The 18,956-nt window shown below is 73.4% G+C and carries 14 protein-coding genes; 11 read left to right on the top strand and 3 right to left on the bottom strand.

What is annotated here, in order from left to right:
• The 3 genes from ABZW03_RS19345 to purH all read left to right on the top strand — a co-directional run.
• A partial coding sequence (locus ABZW03_RS19345) for a hypothetical protein (RefSeq protein WP_355259363.1) occupies positions 1–766 on the top strand: 766 nt, incomplete at its 5' end.
• A gap of 352 nt (positions 767–1,118) precedes the next feature.
• A complete protein-coding gene (gene purN / locus ABZW03_RS19340) occupies positions 1,119–1,778 on the top strand; it encodes a phosphoribosylglycinamide formyltransferase (protein ID WP_355259360.1) in 660 nt (219 codons plus the stop codon).
• Positions 1,775–3,352: a bifunctional phosphoribosylaminoimidazolecarboxamide formyltransferase/IMP cyclohydrolase gene (gene purH, locus ABZW03_RS19335; protein WP_355259357.1), complete on the top strand. Its 1,578-nt coding sequence runs from the start codon at positions 1,775–1,777 to the stop codon at positions 3,350–3,352. The genes purN and purH overlap by 4 nt, the downstream gene beginning before the upstream one ends.
• A 94-nt stretch (positions 3,353–3,446) precedes the next feature.
• Here the strand turns inward: purH and ABZW03_RS19330 are convergent, their stop codons facing one another.
• Complete coding sequence (locus ABZW03_RS19330) at positions 3,447–4,061, bottom strand: hypothetical protein (protein WP_355259354.1); 615 nt, start codon at positions 4,059–4,061, stop codon at positions 3,447–3,449.
• Positions 4,062–4,618: 557 nt separating this feature from the next.
• Here ABZW03_RS19330 and ABZW03_RS19325 point away from each other — a divergent pair.
• The 6 genes from ABZW03_RS19325 to ABZW03_RS19300 all read left to right on the top strand — a co-directional run bounded on the left by ABZW03_RS19325 (position 4,619) and on the right by ABZW03_RS19300 (position 10,233).
• Positions 4,619–5,473: a bifunctional methylenetetrahydrofolate dehydrogenase/methenyltetrahydrofolate cyclohydrolase gene (locus tag ABZW03_RS19325; RefSeq protein WP_355259351.1), complete on the top strand. Its 855-nt coding sequence runs from the start codon at positions 4,619–4,621 to the stop codon at positions 5,471–5,473.
• Between the two features lie 19 nt (positions 5,474–5,492).
• Complete coding sequence (locus ABZW03_RS19320; RefSeq protein WP_355259349.1) at positions 5,493–5,918, top strand: DUF3017 domain-containing protein; 426 nt, start codon at positions 5,493–5,495, stop codon at positions 5,916–5,918.
• Between the two features lie 217 nt (positions 5,919–6,135).
• Positions 6,136–7,128, top strand: coding sequence for a malate dehydrogenase (locus ABZW03_RS19315; protein WP_355259346.1), 993 nt, complete (start codon positions 6,136–6,138; stop codon positions 7,126–7,128).
• 157 nt (positions 7,129–7,285) lie between these two features.
• Positions 7,286–8,611 carry a hemolysin family protein gene (locus ABZW03_RS19310; RefSeq protein WP_355259343.1) on the top strand — a complete coding sequence of 442 codons (1,326 nt, stop codon included), beginning with the start codon at positions 7,286–7,288 and terminating at the stop codon, positions 8,609–8,611.
• Between the two features lie 30 nt (positions 8,612–8,641).
• Positions 8,642–9,682: a tryptophan--tRNA ligase gene (gene trpS, locus ABZW03_RS19305; protein WP_355259340.1), complete on the top strand. Its 1,041-nt coding sequence runs from the start codon at positions 8,642–8,644 to the stop codon at positions 9,680–9,682.
• Positions 9,679–10,233 carry a 2'-5' RNA ligase family protein gene (locus ABZW03_RS19300; protein WP_355259337.1) on the top strand — a complete coding sequence of 185 codons (555 nt, stop codon included), beginning with the start codon at positions 9,679–9,681 and terminating at the stop codon, positions 10,231–10,233. Before trpS ends, ABZW03_RS19300 begins: the two co-directional genes overlap by 4 nt.
• A 28-nt stretch (positions 10,234–10,261) precedes the next feature.
• Here the strand turns inward: ABZW03_RS19300 and ABZW03_RS19295 are convergent, their stop codons facing one another.
• Together ABZW03_RS19295 and ABZW03_RS19290 are read right to left on the bottom strand one after the other, a co-directional pair.
• Positions 10,262–12,766, bottom strand: coding sequence for a CDP-glycerol glycerophosphotransferase family protein (locus ABZW03_RS19295; protein ID WP_355259334.1), 2,505 nt, complete (start codon positions 12,764–12,766; stop codon positions 10,262–10,264).
• A 242-nt stretch (positions 12,767–13,008) separates the two neighbouring features.
• Positions 13,009–16,581, bottom strand: coding sequence for a CDP-glycerol glycerophosphotransferase family protein (locus tag ABZW03_RS19290; RefSeq protein ID WP_355259331.1), 3,573 nt, complete (start codon positions 16,579–16,581; stop codon positions 13,009–13,011).
• Between the two features lie 134 nt (positions 16,582–16,715).
• Between ABZW03_RS19290 and ABZW03_RS19285 the strand changes: the two genes are divergently transcribed.
• On the top strand, positions 16,716–17,714 hold the full coding sequence (locus ABZW03_RS19285; protein WP_355259328.1) for a glycosyltransferase family 2 protein: 999 nt from the start codon (positions 16,716–16,718) through the stop codon (positions 17,712–17,714).
• A gap of 117 nt (positions 17,715–17,831) precedes the next feature.
• On the top strand, positions 17,832–18,836 hold the full coding sequence (locus ABZW03_RS19280; protein WP_355259325.1) for a YihY/virulence factor BrkB family protein: 1,005 nt from the start codon (positions 17,832–17,834) through the stop codon (positions 18,834–18,836).
• The last annotated feature ends 120 nt before the right edge of the window (positions 18,837–18,956 follow it).

Below are 18,956 nucleotides of genomic sequence, written 5' to 3'. Positions count from 1 at the left end.
CTCCGCCGCCCGGTGCAACCATCGTGGCCCGTGCGGACCCGTCGGATCGTCACCACCAGGTCGCGATGTCGCGGTCGTGGTGGCCGGGGCCGCCGCCACCACGGTGGTCGCCGTCCAGGTGTCCGGCCCGCGCGGCGGCGAGGCCCGGCCCGCCGAGTCGATGCTGGACCGGAGGACGGGCGCTCCCTCGGCGGCGATCGCCCTGGCGCAGAACCAGGCCTGGGCCGCCGTCGGCGGCCTGGAGCACGTCACGGCGCTCCACACGGCGCAGCGCGGCTACGTCGCCGCGGTCGACGGCGTGGTGAGCGCCGCCGCGGGCGCCACCTCCGACGCCCAGGTCGAGGCGGCGATGCGGAAGGTGGGCGAGTCCTGCGAGGCGCTCGCCGGAGCGACCCGGCGGGCCGACGAGTACTTCACCGTGCCCGACCCGGCCGGGCAGTTGCTGTGGGCCCGACTGCTGTCCGGCTACCGGCAGTTGACCACCGCGTGCCGGAACCTCGCGGCCCGTCCGGACACCGCGAACGCCCAGGCCGTCGGTGCCGCCTATCGGGCCGCCGTCGAGGCCGGGGGCCGGATGGCCACGGCTGGTCCGGGGCATCCGCCGGCGGCGGTGCGAAGGGGTTGCGCTCGCCGGTGTCGTCGCCGGTGCTCATGGGTTCGGCCATTCCTTCTCGGTCGGGGCTCGGTCGGGCTCAGGTCGGGGCTCGTTCGGGCGGGGGCTCGTTCGGACTCCTCGCGTCGGAGCGGCCTCCCGCGCCCCCCATGATCCCGCAGTCGTCCACCGGACCACCGGTGGCCCGTGCCGCGGGGCCGGTCCGCGGGGCCGGTCCGCGCCCGCCGGCGGGCGTCGGTGCGGGCCGGTGCGGGCCGGGGCAACTCCGGTGCGGAGGGCCGGAGGAGATCCCCGTCTCAACTACGCGCGTAGCGCCGTCGGGAGGGTGCGGAGGCCGTCCGACCAGCCGTTATCGTGGTGACGGTCAGCAGCCCACAGAGGTTCCCCGGGCCCGCGTCGCGGCGGGTTTTCCCGGAGTTCCCCCTCGCTCGACCTGCCGTTCGTAGTGGCCCCACCGCCGGTGGACGTACCAGCGGACGGCGCCCGACCTACGGAGAAACGCGCAGTGGCCGCCGCCCCCGCCCAGCACTTCCCGCCCCGTACGCCCGGACCGGCCCGCCTGGTGGTGCTGGTCTCCGGTTCCGGCACCAATCTGCAGGCCCTGATCGACGCCGCGGCCGATCCGGCGTACGGCGCCGAGATCCTCGCCGTCGGCGCGGACCGGGACGGGATCGTCGGCCTGGAGCGCGCCGAGAAGGCCGGCCTGCCGACCTTCGTCCACCGGGTGAAGGACCACCCGGACCGGGCCGCCTGGGACCGCGCGCTGACCGCCTCCGTCGCCGAGTACCAGCCGGACCTGGTGGTCACGGCCGGTTTCATGAAGATCCTCGGCCCCGAGTTCATCGCCGCCTTCGCCGGGCGGATCGTCAACACCCACCCCGCACTGCTGCCCGCCTTCCCCGGCGCCCACGGCGTCACCGACGCGCTCGCGTACGGGGTGAAGGTCACCGGCTGCACCGTCCACCTGGTCGACGCCGGCGTGGACACCGGGCCGATCATCGCGCAGGGCGTCGTCGAGGTCGTCGACGCCGACCACGCCGATGGCGGCGACGCGCTGCACGAGCGCATCAAGACTGTCGAGCGCAAGCTGCTCGTCGACGTCGTGGGCCGGCTGGCCCGCGAAGGTCACCGCATCGAGGACCGAAAGGTATGGATCCCGGCATGAGTGCCAGCTCCACCACCCCCCCTGTCTCCGAGAACGTCCGTCCGATCCGTCGCGCGCTGATCAGCGTGTACGACAAGACCGGTCTGGAGGAGCTGGCCCAGGGCCTGCACGCCGCCGGGGTCGCCATCGTCTCCACCGGCTCCACCGCCGGCCGGATCGCCGCCGCCGGTGTCCCGGTGACCGAGGTCTCCGAGCTGACCGGCTTCCCGGAGTGCCTGGACGGGCGCGTGAAGACGCTGCACCCCCGCGTGCACGCCGGCGTGCTGGCCGACCTGCGGCTGGAGTCGCACCGCGCCCAGCTGGCCGAGCTGGGCGTCGAGCCCTTCGACCTTGTCGTGGTGAACCTCTACCCGTTCAAGGCCACCGTCGCCTCCGGCGCCACCCCGGACGAGTGCGTCGAGCAGATCGACATCGGCGGCCCGAGCATGGTCCGCGCCGCCGCCAAGAACCACCCCTCGGTGGCCGTGGTGGTCGACCCGGCCCGCTACGGCGACGTGCTGGCGGCCGTCCGGGAGGGCGGCTTCGACCTCGCCACCCGCAAGCGCCTGGCCGGTGCCGCGTTCGCCCACACCGCCGCCTACGACGTGGCCGTCGCCTCCTGGTTCGAGGACGGCTACGCGCCGAGCGACGAGCGCTTCCCCGAGTTCCTCGGCTCGACCTGGGAGCGCCAGAACGTGCTGCGCTACGGCGAGAACCCGCACCAGGGCGCCGCGCTGTACAGCGACGGCACCGGCGGCCTGGCCGGCGCGCAGCAGCTGCACGGCAAGGAGATGTCGTACAACAACTACGTCGACACCGACGCCGCCCGCCGCGCCGCCTACGACCACGCCGAGCCGGCCGTCGCGATCATCAAGCACGCCAACCCGTGCGGCATCGGGACCGGCGCCGACGTCGCCGAGGCGCACCGCAAGGCGCACGAGTGCGACCCGGTCTCCGCGTACGGCGGCGTGATCGCCGTGAACCGCCCGGTCACCGTCGCGCTGGCCGAGCAGATCGCCCCGATCTTCACCGAGGTCGTCGTGGCCCCCGGCTACGAGGAGGGCGCCCTGGAGGTGCTCACCCGGAAGAAGAACCTGCGGGTGCTGCTCGCCCCCGAGGCCCCGGCCAACCGCCAGGAGGTGCGCCCGATCTCCGGCGGCGTGCTGCTCCAGGACGCCGACCGGGTGCACGCCGAGGGCGACGACCCGGCGAACTGGACCCTCGCCAGCGGTGAGGCGCTGGCCGCCGACGAGCTGGCCGAGCTGGCCTTCGCCTGGCGGGCCTGCCGGGCCGTCAAGTCCAACGCGATCCTGCTGGCCAAGGACGGCGCCTCGGTCGGCGTCGGCATGGGCCAGGTCAACCGGGTCGACTCCTGCAAGCTCGCGGTCGAGCGGGCCGGCGAGCGCGCCAAGGGCGCCTACGCGGCCTCGGACGCCTTCTTCCCGTTCGCGGACGGCCCGGCGATCCTGATCGCGGCCGGCGTGAAGGCGATCGTGCAGCCCGGCGGTTCGATCCGGGACGAGGAGGTCGTCGCGGCGGCCGCCGAGGCCGGCGTGACCATGTACTTCACCGGCGCGCGGCACTTCTTCCACTGATCACGCCCTCGGCGTGACGGCGTGACGGAACGACAGAGCGGCCCGGCCCCCTCCGAGGAGGGAGCCGGGCCGCTCCGTCGTGCTGCCGGGCCGGTCAGTAGCGCGGCCGGTTGAACCAGTTGACGCCGTCCTGGACGCACATGGCGGTGATCCAGATGATGCTGATCGCCAGCCACAGCAGGGCCATCACCAGGCCCACGGCGGTGCCGCCGGAGACGGCGCCCAGCAGGATCAGCAGGCCGACCAGCGCGCCGAGCGAGCCGTACACGATGGTGGTGACCCGGACGGCGTTGCCGCCCTTGCCGAACTTCGCGCCGAGCGTGATGGAGAGCGCGGCGAACAGCCCGAACAGCACCGCGACGACGATCAGGACACCGGCGGCGGCGTCGCCCAGCGCGGTGAACGGGTTGTCGTCGCTCGTGGTCCTGCTGAGCTCGTTGGTGGCGTCCTTGGCGGCCGCACCGATGATCATGTAGACGATCGCGAGGAGCGTCTGCACGCCGCCGACGATGAACAGCAGCACGCGGGCCGTGGTCACCAGGCCCGGCATGGACAGCTGCGGGGCCGCCATCGGCGGGTACCCGTAGGCCGGCGCGGCCTGCGGGTAGCCGTACCCGGCCTGCTGCGGCGGGGCCTGCTGGGGGTAGCCGTAGCCCGGGGCGGCCGGCGGCTGGCCGTACGGGTTGTTCGGGTCGGGCGGGTAACTCATGGATGCCTCCGGGCAGTTACGGGGACGCGGGGACGGGACGCTGACGGCCCGGTGCCGGCCGGTGAGTCGGGCACCGGCCGAAGAGGACGCCAGCGCGGCGGGGTGACAGCCCGGCGGCGGTGACGGGCGCCGCGGCACGGCAGCACGGTGAGCGTCAGGGGTGCGAGGCGGCCGACGGGGACGGCACGCGCGGGACGGTGCCCCCGCGGTCGGACGGCTCGTTCTGCTCTGGTCGGCTCACTGGCTCTTTCCCCCGGGTACGCCCGCCGCGGGGTCCGTCGGCCCGTCACCGGGCCGGTATCGCGGCGGGAATGCGCGCTTATCGTCATCCGGACGACGGCGCCCTGTCCAGCCGGTTCCGCGTGCCGGGTCAAGACTGTGGCGCAACCGCAACGTGCGGCGGACCTTCGTACCCGTCCGTTCACCCGCCCGTTCACCGGTTCGTCCACCGGTTCGTCCACCCGCCCGGTCACCGGTTCGTCCACCGGCCCGGGACCGCCCCCGCACCGGTCGGGCCCTCGGTACGGGGACCCCCGGCGATCCGGGAGAATGGTGTCATGACTGCCCAGATTCTCGATGGCAAGGCCACCGCCGCCGCGATCAAGTCCGAACTCGCCGCCCGCGTGGCGGCCCTCAAGGCGAAGGGCGTCACGCCCGGCCTCGGCACCGTCCTGGTCGGGGACGACCCGGGCAGCCGCTGGTACGTGAACGGGAAGCACAAGGACTGCGCCGAGGTCGGCATCGCCTCGATCCAGCGCGAGCTGCCCGCCACCGCCACCCAGGAGGACGTCGAGAACGTCGTCCGCGAGCTCAACGCCGACCCGTCCTGCACCGGCTACATCGTCCAGCTGCCGCTGCCCAAGGGCCTGGACCAGAACCCGGTCCTGGAGCTGATGGACCCGGACAAGGACGCCGACGGCCTGCACCCGACCTCGCTCGGCCGGCTCGCCCTGGGCATCGAGGGCCCGCTGCCGTGCACCCCGCTCGGCATCGTCGAGCTGCTGCGCCGCCACGACGTCGAGATCGACGGCGCCGAGGTGGTCGTGGTCGGCCGCGGCATCACCGTCGGCCGCTCGATCGGCCTGCTGCTGACCCGCCGCAGCGAGAACGCCACCGTCACCCTGTGCCACACCGGCACCCGGGACCTCGGCGCCCACCTGCGCAAGGCCGACATCATCGTGGCCGCCGCCGGCGTGCCGCACCTGGTCAAGCCGGAGGACGTCAAGCCGGGCGCGGCGGTGCTGGACGTGGGCGTCAGCCGCAGCGAGGGCAAGATCGTCGGCGACGTGCACCCGGGTGTGGCCGAGGTGGCCGGCTGGATCTCCCCGAACCCCGGCGGCGTGGGCCCGATGACCCGCGCGATGCTGCTCAACAACATCGTCGAGGCGGCCGAGCGCCGCGCCGGCGCCTGACGCCCGAGGGACGGCGAGCATGACTGAACCGCGACCGGCACGGTCCCGCCGCAGGCCGGTCAAGACCACCGGCACCCTGCCGCCCGAGGGCTCGGCCGCGGCCCTCGGGCGCGAGCACGCCCTGCCGGTGCGGCAGTGGCCGATCACGCTGGTCCTGCTGGTCGTCGGCGCCGGCCTCGCGGTCACCTGGTTCGCCGACTTCAAGGACGGGTTCAAGTACGGGCTGCTGATCCTCGGCGGCGGCGTGCTGCTCGGCGCGGTGCTGCGGCTGGTGCTGCCCGAGGTCGGGATGCTGGCCGTGCGCAGCCGCTTCACCGACGTGATCGTGCTGAGCTTCCTGGGCCTCTCGATCGTGCTGCTGACGCTGGTGGCGCAGCCGAACCCGTGGGTGCAGATCCCGCTGCTCGACAACATCGGCCAGCTGATGGGCCGGTCCAGGCACTGACCCCGCCGGCCGCGACGGCCCCCGCCCCCGCCATGGAAATCCAGGGCCCGGGCGGGGGCCGCCTTACTTCTGTGACGTATCAGCCACGCCAGGACACCCGGCGTACGCTTCCCTTTGCGATAACCTGACGCCGGTCTCTCGACGTCGAGAGAACATCCTCGGCTCCAGCGCGCCGGTGTGCCTGGGGCGCCTGGCGATTTTGCTGGAGAAGGTAGAAATGACCCGCACCCCCGTCAACGTCACCATCACCGGAGCGGCCGGCCAGATCGGCTACGCCCTGCTCTTCCGCATCGCCTCGGGCCACCTGCTCGGTGCCGACGTGCCGGTGAACCTGCGCCTGCTGGAGATCCCGCAGGGCCTGAAGGCCGCCGAGGGCACCGCCATGGAGCTCGTCGACTGCGCCTTCCCGCTGCTGCGCGACATCACCATCACCGACAACCCGAACGAGGCCTTCGACGGCGCCAACGTCGCGCTGCTGGTCGGCGCCCGTCCGCGCACCGCGGGCATGGAGCGCGGCGACCTGCTCCAGGCCAACGGCGGCATCTTCGGCCCGCAGGGCAAGGCCATCAACGACCACGCCGCGGACGACATCAAGGTCCTGGTCGTCGGCAACCCGGCCAACACCAACGCCCTGATCGCCCAGCGCAACGCCCCGGACGTCCCGGCCGAGCGCTTCACCGCGATGACCCGCCTGGACCACAACCGCGCCGTCGGCCAGCTGTCCGCCAAGACCGGCGCCCTGGTCTCCGACATCAAGCGCGTCACCATCTGGGGCAACCACTCCGCGACCCAGTACCCGGACATCTTCCAGGCCGAGATCGCCGGCAAGCCGGCCTTCGAGGCCGTCGGCAGCGACCTGGCCTGGCTGCAGGACGACTTCATCCCGACCGTCGCCAAGCGCGGCGCCGCCATCATCGAGGCCCGCGGCGCCTCCTCGGCCGCCTCGGCCGCCAACGCCGCCATCGACCACGTGTACACCTGGGTCAACGGCACCGCCGAGGGCGACTGGACCTCCATGGGTGTCGTCTCCGACGGCTCCTACGGCGTCCCGGCCGGCCTGATCTCCTCCTTCCCGGTCACCACCAAGGACGGCAAGTTCGAGATCGTCCAGGGCCTGGAGATCTCCGACTTCTCGCGCGCCCGCATCGACGCCTCGGTCAAGGAGCTGACCGAGGAGCGCGACGCGGTCCAGGAGCTGGGCCTCATCTGAGCCCGCCCCGCACGGTTCCACCGGCGGCCCGCCGTCCCCCCTCCCGGGAGCGGCGGCCCGCCGCCGTGTCCGGCCCCGTCCGCGCCGCCGTGTCCGGGACCTTGCCCGCCGCCGTGTCCGGCGCCGACGGGTACCGGCCGCCCTACACTGGCCCGCTGTGAACGAAACACTCGGGGACGCCGCGCTCGTCCTCGTCTTCATCCTGCTGGGCGGGCTGTTCAACGTCGCCGAGATCTCGCTGATCTCGCTGCGGGAGGGCCAGATCCGAACGCTGGAGGGGCGCGGTACCCGGCGCGCGGCCCGGGCCGCGCACCTGGCCGCCGACCCCAACCGCTTCCTGGCCGCCGTCCAGGTCGGGGTCACCTGCATGGGCTTCCTGTCCGCCGCCTTCGGCGCGGACACCCTGGCCGGCAAGGTCGCCCCGCTGTTCGTCCGGGCCGGGCTGTCCGAGGGCGTGTCCGACGCGGTGGCCCTGGTCGGCCTCACCCTGGTGATCAGCTACGCCTCGCTGGTGCTGGGCGAGTTGACCCCCAAGCGGATCGGCCTGCAGCGCGCCGAGTCCATCGCCGTCGTCGCCGCCCCGGTGGTGGACGTGATGTCGGTGGTGCTGCGGCCGGTGATCTGGCTGCTCGGCCACTCCACCAACCTGATGGTCCGGCTGCTCGGCGGCGACCCGACGGCCGGCCGCGGCTCGATGAGCTCCGAGGAGCTGCGCGGCCTGGTCGCCGCCAACACCGAACTCGGCAGCGACGAACGGGCGTTGATCGCCGACGTGTTCTCCGCCGGGGAGCGCCAGCTGCGCGAGGTGATGGTCCCGCGCACCGAGGTGACCTTCCTGGACGCCGAGCGCCCGCTGGCCGCCGTCCGGCACCAGGCCGACACCTCGCCGCACTCGCGCTACCCGGTGGTCGAGGGCAGCGCCGACGCGGTGGTCGGCTTCGTTCACGTCCGCGACCTGTACGGCGCGCGCGGCGAGCAGGCCGCAAAGATCCGCGACCTGGCCCGCCCGGTCAAGCTGCTGCCCGGCACCAAACTGGTGCTGGAGGCGATGGGCGAGATGCGCCGGGAGGGCCACCACCTGGCCATCGTGGTGGACGAGTACGGCGGCACCGCCGGGATCGTCACCCTGGAGGACCTGGTCGAGGAGGTGATCGGCGAGATCCGGGACGAGTACGACCGCCCGGAGTCCGCCCCCACCCGTCGGCTGGCCGGCGGCGGCATGGAGCTGGACGGCCTGCTCAACCTGGGCGACTTCACCGAGGAGACCGGCGTCACCCTGCCCGAGGGCCCGTACGAGACGGTGGCGGGCTGTCTGGTCGCCGCGCTCGGCCGGCTGCCCAAGGACGGCGACCAGGTGCGGGTCCCGGTCGAGGGCGGCGGCGGGGTGCTGCTGACGGTGGCCAAGGTCGAGGGCCGGCGGATCGCCCGGGTGGGGGTGAGTGCGGTCACACTGGCCGAGCCTGCGGGGCCGGAGGTTTCCTGAGCGAGCGGTGGAACTGGAACAATGGCCCGCATGGTCAACGCAGCGGTCACTGGTCCGGTCAAGGACCGTCCCCGGGTGCTCTCCGGCATCCAGCCCACTTCCGGCTCGTTCCACCTCGGCAACTACCTGGGCGCGGTGCGCCAGTGGGTCGACCTCCAGAAGGACAACGACGCCTTCTACATGGTCGTCGACCTGCACGCGATCACGGTGCCGCAGGACCCGGCGACGCTGCGCGAGAACACCCGGGTCTCCGCCGCCCAGCTGCTCGGCGCGGGCCTGGACCCGGAGCACTGCACGCTCTTCGTCCAGTCGCACGTGCCCGAGCACGCGCAGCTCGCCTGGGTGATGAACTGCCTCACCGGCTTCGGCGAGGCCTCGCGGATGACCCAGTTCAAGGACAAGTCCTCCCGGTACGGCGCCGACAGCACCACCGTCGGCCTGTTCACCTACCCGATCCTGCAGATCGCGGACATCCTGCTCTACCAGGCGGACGCCGTCCCGGTCGGCGAGGACCAGCGCCAGCACGTGGAGATCACCCGCGACCTCGCCGAGCGCTTCAACAGCCGCTACAGCCCGACCTTCACGGTGCCGAAGCCGTACATCCTCAAGGAGACGGCGAAGATCCAGGACCTCCAGGACCCGGCCGTCAAGATGAGCAAGTCGGCCTCCTCGGCCAAGGGCCTGGTGAGCCTGCTGGACGACCCGAAGGCGAGCGCCAAGAAGTTCAAGAGCGCCGTCACCGACACCGGCACCGTCGTCTCCTACGACGAGGAGGGGAAGGCGGGCGTCTCCAACCTGCTGCGGATCCACTCCGCGCTCAGCGGCCAGTCGGTCGAGCAGTTGGTCGAGCACTTCGAGGGCAAGATGTACGGCGCCCTGAAGACCGAGCTGGCCGAGCTGTTCACCGAGTGGGTCACCCCGTTCCAGGAGCGCACCCGGCTGTTCCTGGACGACCCGGCGGAGCTGGACCGGGTGCTGGCGATCGGCGCCGACAAGGCCCGCGAGGTGGCGTCGGTGACGCTGGAGACGGTGTACGACCGGATCGGCTTCCTCCCGGCCGCCAAGCGGTGACTCCCGTCACACGCCTGCCCGATGGTGACGACCTCCCCGAGGTCGTCACCATCGGCGTGTCCGTGAGCGTCCCGGACCCGTACGGCACGGAGATCCAGGACGCCCGGGCCGGGCACGGCGACCCGCTGGCCCGGTCGATACCCACGCACGTCACCCTGCTGCCGCCGACCGAGGTCCCGGCCGAGGCGCTGCCGAAGATCGAGGAGCACCTGGCGGCGGTGGCGGGCGCGCACCGGCCGTTCCGGATGCTGCTGCGCGGCAGCGGGACCTTCCGCCCGGTCTCCCCGGTGGTGTACGTCCGGGTCGAGGAGGGCGCGCAGGAGTGCCGGCTGCTGGAGGCGGACGTCCGCTCCGGCCCGCTGGCCCGCGAGCTGGCCTTCCCGTACCACCCGCACGTGACGGTCGCCCACGGCCTGTCGGACGACGTGCTGGACCAGGCGTACGAGCAGGCGCGCGGCTTCCGGGCGGAGTTCCCGGTGCCGGGCTTCGGCCTCTCCCGGTTCGACGCGGACGAGGTCTGGCGGCCCTGGCGGAGCTACCCGTTCGGGTGAACCGGGCGCGCCGGACGAACCGGGTGAACTAGCCTCCCGCGCCGCCGAGTTCGAGCATCCGGTCGACCACCCGCCGGGCCGCGCCGCCGTCGTCCAGCGCGCAGTGCACGGCCCGGAACCGCCGGTAGCGCTCGGCGTGGTCGGGCGGCGGCCCGCCGTCGCCGTCGGCGAGCTCGCGCAGCGCGCCGAGCAGTTCGGCCGAGGTCGGCACCAGCGGACCGGGGGCGTTCGCCTCGAAGTCGAAGGAGAAGCCGCGCAGGGTGTCGCGGTAGTGCTCCAGGTCGTAGGTGAAGAAGTACATCGGGCGGCCGGTGATGGCGAAGTCGAACATGATCGACGAGTAGTCGGTCACCAGCACGTCTGCGACCAGCAGCAGCTCCTGCGGGTCGGGGTAGTCCCCGCAGTCGTACAGGAAGCCGTCGCCGGCGCCGGGCAGCGGCTCGCGCACGTGCGCGTGCGGGCGGACCAGCAGCACGTGGTCCGCGCCGAGCAGGCGCCGGGCGTGGTCGAGGTCCAGCCGCAGGTCGAGCCGGAACCCGTCGCCGTCGCCGCGCTGCTGGTCCTCGCGCCAGGTCGGTGCGTACAGCACGATCCGCCTGTCCGCGGGGACGCCGAGCCGGCGGCGGACGGCCGCGGCGGCCCGCGGGTCCGGGCGGGCCAGCACGTCGTTGCGCGGGTAGCCGGACTCCAGCAGCTCGCCGCCGTAGCGGAAGGCGCGCCGCAGGATCGGGGTGGCGAACGGGCTGGGGGAGAGCAGCAGGCTCCACTGCGGGGTCTCCCGGTCGAGCGCCGCCAGGTAGCCGCGGTCGGCCAGCCAGGGGCTCTCCACGTCGTGGGCGATCCGCTTCAGCAGGGAGCCGTGCCAGGTCTGCACGACGACCTGGCCGGGGCGGCGCTCCAGGAAGTCCGGGAAGTGGGTGTTGCCGACCAGGTACCGGCAGGTGGCCAGCGCGCGGTACCACTCCGGGCTCCAGCTCCGTACCGGGACGACCCCGGGCGGCACCGCGGCCTGGGCGTCGTCGACCACCCACAGGTGCTCCAACCGGGCGCCCCGGCGCACGAGTTCGGCGTGCACCGCGCGCGGGGAGTCGGCGTAGCCGCGGCCCCCGAACACGTCGTACAGCACCGCCTCGCGCAGCGGCGCCCGGCGGGCGGCCGGGTAGCGCTCGGTGCGCAGCCGGCGCTGCGTCCAGGCGCTGCGCTCGGTGGCGGTGAGCACCGGGGTGGAGTCCACCACCAGGGTGTCGTGCCACCGGCGTTGCAGCAGGATCCGCTTGCCGTCGGCGGTGGCGGCGGCGGGGACGGCGGACAGCGCGGCGGGGGCGACGAGCAGCGGCCGGCCGTCCCCGGGCCGTCCGGCCGGCTCCAGCGCGGCCTCCCAGACGCCCTTGCGCAGCGGCAGCGCGACCCCGTCCGAGCCGGTCCGGGTGGTGGGCACCCGGACCAGGAAGCGGCCGTCCGGGCCGGTGCCGACCGGGGTGCGGACCTCGCGCGCGGAGCCGGAGTGCCGCAGCACCAGCTCCAGCCGGTCCGCGCCCGGGCAGTGGCCGGACAGCTCGAAGCCGCCGTCCCGTACGGCGATCCGGTCGACCAGGCCGGCCGCGGGCTGGACGCAGAACTGGAGCCGGCCGTCGGCGAGGTGCTTGAGGTAGAGCACCCGGTCCGGCGCGGCGGGCAGCGGGTGCTGGCCGGCCACCGGGCCGCCGCGCTCGTCGAGGCAGAGCTGCTCGGTGCCGCCGTCCGGGCGCAGCAGTTCGGCGTCCCAGTGCTCCAGCCGGCCGCGGCCCCGCCCGTCGGCGGTGAACGGCCGGTACGGCACCCGGACGGTGAAGGTGTTGCCGGTGCGGGCGAGCGGCTGCTCGGCCACCGCCTCGCTCTCCCGGTGGCGCAGCCGCAGCACGGTGCCGGAGGGGCAGGCGTCGGCGACCCCGGCCAGGTCCAGGCCGTCGGGGGCGGGGGCGGCACGGGTGATCCGGACGGCCGGGCGCTCCAGCCGCAGTTGCAGCCGGCCGTCGGCGAAGAACGGCTGGAGCCGGACGTCCCGGTCCACCCAGTGGCCCGGCGGGTACTCGCCGGAGCCGCACCAGTGCGGGGCGAGGGCGCCGTACCGGCGGCGTAACCGGGTGGGGCGGGGGCGGGTGAAGAGCGTGGCCTCGATCTGCCAGTCGCCGAGCAGCCAGTGGCCGTCGTGGCGCAGCCGGTGCGGTGCTATCAGCGCGGTGAAGCCGGACCAGTCGTGGTTGTGCTCGGCCTGGGCGCTGTCGTCGGTGACCTCAGGCATCCGCCGGGGGCGGGAGCGCAGGTGCAGCGGCGGCTGGGAGCGGTTCTGGTGGCGCAGGGTCAGCCAGGTCCAGGCGGAGCCGGGCCGGCCGGTGTCCTGGCCGTCCGGGCGGGCGAAGCCGGTGAGCTCCAGGCCGCGGCCGTGCCAGCGGGCGCGCAGCAGTCCGAAGACGACGTCCTCGTCGGCGGCGGGGCGGTCGGCGGCCACCCGGGGAGCGGCGTGCGGCAGGACCAGCCGCGTGAGCACAGGCATGGTGGTGGGAGTCCTTCGGGAGGGAAGTCCACATCCCATCCAGAAATGGCGCCGTGGTCAATTGCACGCTTTTTCGAATGCCCCGGGGAATGCATTTCCGGGAACGCGGATTCGATTCCGGATCGGGTGTTCCCGGGTCGTTTCGGGGCCGAATTCCCCGAGGCGCCCGGACATGCGAGGGCGCCCGGCACCGACGGTGCCGGGCGCCTCCCGGTTCGTGCGCGGGGACCGTCCCGCGGCGGCTACTCCTTGCGGAGCATCGCGTCGACCACCCGGGCGGCGGCCTTGCCGTCGTCCAGGTCGCAGTACGCCTCGCGGAACGCGGCCGCCCGGTCCGCGTACTTCGCCGCGACCTCGTCCACCCGGCCGAGCACGGCGACCAGTTCCTCGGAGGTGGCCGGCATCGGGCCCGGCGCCTCCGCTTCGAGGTTCAGGCTGAAGCCGCGCAGGTTGTCCCGGTAGTGCTCCAGGTCGTAGGTGAAGAACACGATCGGCTTGCCGGTCGCCGCGAAGTCGAACACGCTCGCCGAGTAGTCGGTCACCAGGACGTCGGCGATCAGCAGCAGCTCCGCCATGTCGGGGTAGCTGCCGACGTCCCAGATGTAGCCGTTGCCGGCCCCCGGGATCTGGCCGCACATCAGGTGGTGCCGGCGCACCAGCAGCACCTGGTCGTCGCCGAGCGCGGCCTTGGCCGCCGCCAGGTCGATCCGCAGGTCGATCTGGTAGCCGTTCTGCGGCCGGCGCCGGTCCTCGCGCCAGGTCGGCGCGTAGAGCACGACCTTCTTGCCCTCGGGCAGGCCGAGCCGTTCCCGGACCTGCTCGGCGGTCTTCTCCCGGTCGGCCGCGAACAGCAGGTCGTTCCGGGGCGAACCGCTCTCCAGGATCTCGCCCTTGAAGTCGAAGGCGCGCCGCAGCACCGGGGCCGACCAGCGGTTGCCGGCCACCAGCAGGCTCCAGTTCGGGACCTCCCGGGCCAGGCTCTTGAGGTACTTGGAGTCGGTGAACCAGACCTTCTCGAAGTCGAGGCCGATCTGCTTCAGCGGGGTGCCGTGCCAGGTCTGGAGGACCACCTGGTCGGGGCGGCGGACGAAGAAGTCGGGCAGGTGGGTGCTGGCCACCACGTACTTGGCGGTGGCCAGCGCCTCGTACCACTCCGGGCTGCGGTAGCGCAGCGCGGTCGCGCTCTGCGGCAGCTCGGCCTGCATGTCGTCGTTGCCCCAGAGGTGCTCCAGCGGCAGGCCGCGACGGACCAGCTCCTCGTGGACCGCCCGCGGCGAGCCGGAGTACGTGCCGTACTTGCCGGTGTGGTACACCACCGTGTCGCGCACCGGCAGCCGACGGGCGGCCGGGTAGTCCACGCTCTGCAGCTGGCGCTGGCGGAACCCGGCCCGCTCCTCGGGCAGCAGCACCGAGTCCGACTCCAGCGACAGGCCGTCGTGGTTGCGACGCTCCAGCACTATCCGCTTCCCGCGGGACTCCACCACGACCGGCAGCACGTCGAAGCAGTCCGGGGTCACCAGTGCGGCGGCGTCCGGCAGTTCGGGCACCGGCACCCCGACCGGGCGGAAGGTGACGTGCCAGGTGCCCCGGGAGAGCGGGACCCGGCCGGCGAAGGAGGCCGTCGGGACGGCGGGCAGCGCGGTGCGGAACCGGCCGTCCGAGATCTCCACCGGGTAGGCGTGCTCCTCCTCGCGCCACTCGTGACGGACCACCAGCTCCCAGCGGTGCGCGCCGGGCAGCGGGAACGAGCCGCTGAGCAGGAAGCCGTCGGCGCCGCGCGAGGCCACCTCGTCCACCAGCGGCTGCAGCACCTGGTCGGTGAACTGCAGGTGCCCGTTGGGGGAGGGCTTGGAGTAGAGCGCCCGGCGCTCGGCGACCGGGGCCTGCGGGTTCAGCGCCAGGTGCAGCCGCTCGGGCGCGTTGCGGTCGTCCCAGGCCAGCGGGACGGTGCTGCCGTCGGCGAGCAGCAGCGCGCCGTCCCAGTGGTCGCGGCTGCGCTCGGCGGCGCCCGGGTCCAGCTCGGCCCAGGCCTCGCGGACGGCGGTCAGCTCGGCGACCGGGAGGGCCGCGGTGAACGGCTGGAGCGAGCCGACCGGGGCGCCCAGCTCCAGCGGGAAGGTCAGGTGGCGGTCCGACTCGCTGTGGGTGAGCCGCAGCCGCGCCCCGGCGAAGCTCGGGCCGGAGCGGGCCGCGCCCGAGACCTCCAGCCGGTCCCCGTGCGCGGCCAGGCCGGTCACCCGGGCCTTGACCGTCTCCACCCGGAGGTAGACGAAGTTGTCCCGGACGAAGGGCACGATCCGCACGTCCGGCTCGACCCAGTGCGACGGGAGGAACTCCGCGTTGTCGCTCCACCCGGCCGAGATCCGGCCCTTGTAGACCCCGCCCTTGCCCGCGCCGGCCACCAGGACGCGCCAGTTGCCGTCCTTCCACTGGCCGCGGTGCCGGAGCTTCCTCGGGTCGATGGCGACGGTGAAGCCGGACCAGTCGCAGCTGTACAGGTCGTGGCGGCAGCTCGCGGTGGCCTCGGGGCTGTACGTCGTCTTCATCGGCACCGCGATGACCCGGCGGCCCCTGGCCTCGCGCAGCACCAGGGTGCGGACCATGTCGTGCTTGCCGGCCGCGCCCAGCTGCTCGGGGTACGCGTGCCCGGTCAGCCGGAGCTTCCCGTCCTCCCAGGTGCTGGTGTACAGCCGGCTGCGGATGACCAGCGAGTTGTCCAGCTTGAGCACCGAGGCCGGCACGCTCTTGCGCCCGCCGCGCAGGAACGGGTAGTCGGCGTACGGGCGCAGCAGGCCGCGGGCCTGGACGCCGCCGCCGCTCTCGAGCTCGTACGTGATCTGGTCGACCAGCTCGTCCATCCGGCCCGACAGGGTCAGGTGGTACTTCAGCCGCAGCGGCGCGCGCAGCTTGCCGACCTGGTCGGAGCCGATCGCCCGGAGCAGCCGGCCGACGTGCTGGAGGTAGGCGTCCCGGTACTCCTTGTCCCCCTCGACGAGGGAGGTGAAGAACATCGGGATCTCCTCGACGAGGGTGTTCTCGTCGTAGGAGCGCAGGTACTCGGCGAAGCGCGGCTCGGTCTGCTTCATCAGCCAGGCGCGGACCAGCTCGACCGAGGAGACCCGGTCGATCAGCCCCTTGGGGTTGGTGCGCATCTGGGTGATCGACATCTCGCCGACCTCGCGCTCGCGCCAGTGGTAGATCGGCTCGGAGAGCACGTCCACGCTCTTGGCCAGGTAGTGGTGCGGCACGCTGACCGGGGCGTCCTCGTACAGGATGCCCTCGGGGTAGAGCAGGCCGGCCGCGTCGAAGAACGAGCGGCGGTACACCTTGTTCCACGCGGTGCGGTCGGTGACCAGCGCCGGGATCTCGGTGATGTGGGTCTTGAGCCTGGTCTCCTTGAACGGCTTCAGGTGGCCGCCGGACTGGTAGTAGCCCACGGCGCGGAAGCGCAGCACGTTGCCGGTGCAGAAGTCCGAGCCGGTCTCGTCCAGCGTGTTGATCATCAGCTCGTACGCGCTCGGCGGCATCGAGTCGTCGCTGTCCACGAAGCACAGGAACTCGGAGTCCGGGTCGATGTGCCGGATGCCGGTGTTGCGGGCCGCGCCGAGGCCCTTGTTCACCTGCCGGACCAGCCGGAACCGGGAGTCCTGGGCCGCGTACGCCTCGGCGAGCGCCGCGCTGCCGTCCTTCGATCCGTCGTCGACCATGACGCACTCGAAGTCCGTGAAGGTCTGGGCGGCGATCGAGTCGAGGCATTCGACGAGGTAGCGCTCGACGTTGTAGATCGGGACGACGATGGAGAGGCGGGGAGCCATCGGCTACGCAGGCCTTTCTCTGGAGGAGCGTGGCAGCCCGTACGGGGCCTGGCCGCACTTGGACCGGTGCGTACGTGCGCCCCCGATCCTACCTCCGGGGACCTCGCCCACCTGGGGACCACTACCCTGGGCCCGTGCCCTGTTTCAGCGTGATCGTCCCCGTGTACCAGGTCCAGGACTACCTCGCCGAGTGCCTCGAATCGGTGCTCGCCCAGGACGGCCCGGACCTCGAACTGATCGCGGTGGACGACCGCTCCCCGGACGGCTGCGGAGCGCTCCTGGACGGCGCGGCCACCGCCGACGCCCGGATCCGGGTGCTGCACCTGCCGGAGAACGTCGGCCTCGGCCGGGCCCGCAACGCGGGCCTGGAGGTCGCCACCGGGGACTACGTGATCTTCCTCGACAGCGACGACACCCTGACCCCCGGATTGCTGAAGGCCGTCGACGAGCGGCTCACCGCCACGGGTGAACCGGACGTCCTGGTGTACGACTACGCCCGCACCTACGCCGACGGCCGGATCACCCGGGCCGCCTCCGCGCACGTCTTCGGCGCCGCCTCCCCGGACGTCTTCGACCTCGACGCCCGCCCCGACCTGCTCGACCTGCTCCAGGTCGTCTGGAACAAGGCCTACCGCCGCGGCTTCATCGCCGAGCAGGGGCTGGTCTTCCCGGCCGGCTACTACGAGGACACCCCCTGGACGTACCCGGCGCTGCTCGCCGCCGCCCGGATCACCCTGCTCGACCAGGTCGGCGTGCACTACCGCCAGCGCCAGGAGGGCGGCAACATCCTGGCCACCGCCAGCCGCAAGCACTTCGACGTGTTCGCCCAGTACGACCTGGTCTTCGCCTTCCTCGACGGCCGCCCCGACCTGGACCGCTGGCGCCCGGTGGTGTACGGCCGGATGCTGCACCACCTCAACACCGTGGTCTCCAAGCCCGGCCGGGTGCCGCCCGGCGACCGCCGCGAGTACTTCCGCCGGGCCGCCGAGCACTGCGCCCGGCTGCGCCCGGCCGGCTACCGGCCGCCGGCCGGCGTGGACGGCGTGCGCACCGAGCTGCTCAGCCACGGCCGCTACGGCGCGTACCAGGCCGTCCGCGCCCTCGCCAAGGCCCGCCGGCTCGTCAAGCGGTAGGCGTCGGCCCGGCCGGGCCGGACACCGGGCTCGGCCGGGCTGGGCACCGGGCGCTGTTCGTCAAGCGGTGGGCGCGGCCTGACACCCGTTCGGGGGACAGGCCGGTATAACCGGTGGGTGGACTTCCTGACCCGTCTGCCGGTCGTCGGCCCGCTCGTGGCCCGGGTGCTGCGCAGCCGCCCGTACCGGGTGTACGAGTACTTCTCCGCCGCCCGGGGCAACCGGCTGGCCGGCGCCGTCACCTTCTTCGGCTTCCTCGCCCTCTTCCCGCTGCTCACGGTGGGCCTGGCGGTCGCCGCCGCCGCGCTGAGCGACGGCCGGGTGCACGAGCTGCAGGAGCACATCTCCGACCAGCTGCCGGGGATCTCGGACGCGCTCAACCTGCCCGCCCTGGTGGCCAACGCGGGCACCGTCGGGCTGGTCGGCGGGGCGCTGCTGCTGGTCTCCGGCCTCGGCTGGGTGGACACCATGCGCACCTCGATCCGGGACCTGTGGCAGCTGCCCCAGGACGAGGGCAACCCGGTGCTGCGCAAGGCCTGGGACGTCGCGGTGCTGGCCGGCCTCGGCCTGGTGTCGCTGTTCTCGCTGGGCGCCTCCGCCGTCGGGACCACGCTGGCCGGCCGGGTCGCCGACGCGATCGGCCTGGGCAGCGGCTACCTGCTGACCGCGGTCGGCGTGCTGATCGCCATAGCGTGCGACATGCTGCTCTTCGCCTACCTGCTGGCGCCCTTCCCCGGGATCACCGACCAGCGCCGCCGGGACCTGGTGCAGGGCGCGCTGATCGGCTCGGTCGGCTTCGAGCTGCTGAAGCTCCTGCTCGCCTCCTACCTGGGCTCGGTCGCCGGGCGCAGCCTGTACGGGGCGTTCGCCACGCCGGTGGCGCTGCTGCTGTGGATCAACTTCGTCTCCCGGCTGCTGATGTACTGCGTGGCCTGGACGGCGACGGCCGACCCGGTGGCCGCCCGGGACCGGACCAGGGCGCACGGCCGGGCGCTGCTGGAGGCGGCCGACAAGGCGCAGGCGGTGGCCGAGACGGAGGAGGCGGAGCGGGCCGCCCGGGCCGAGCGGAAGGCGGCGGAGAAGGCCGCGGAGAAGAGGGGGAGGGCCCGGCCCCGGGACTGAGGCCGGGCCCTCCCGGTGGTCGGCGGATCAGCCGGGCGAGGTCGGGGGTGGCGCCGGAGGTGGGCTCGGCGGCCGCCCAGAACCGGTCCAGCAGCGGCGCCAGGTAGCCGGACTCCTGCT

It is taken from the genome of Kitasatospora sp. NPDC004799 (assembly GCF_040609095.1).
In the GTDB taxonomy this organism is placed as follows: domain Bacteria; phylum Actinomycetota; class Actinomycetes; order Streptomycetales; family Streptomycetaceae; genus Kitasatospora.
Note: the sequence above shows the minus strand (reverse complement) of the source record. Positions and strands in the feature narration are given on the sequence as shown.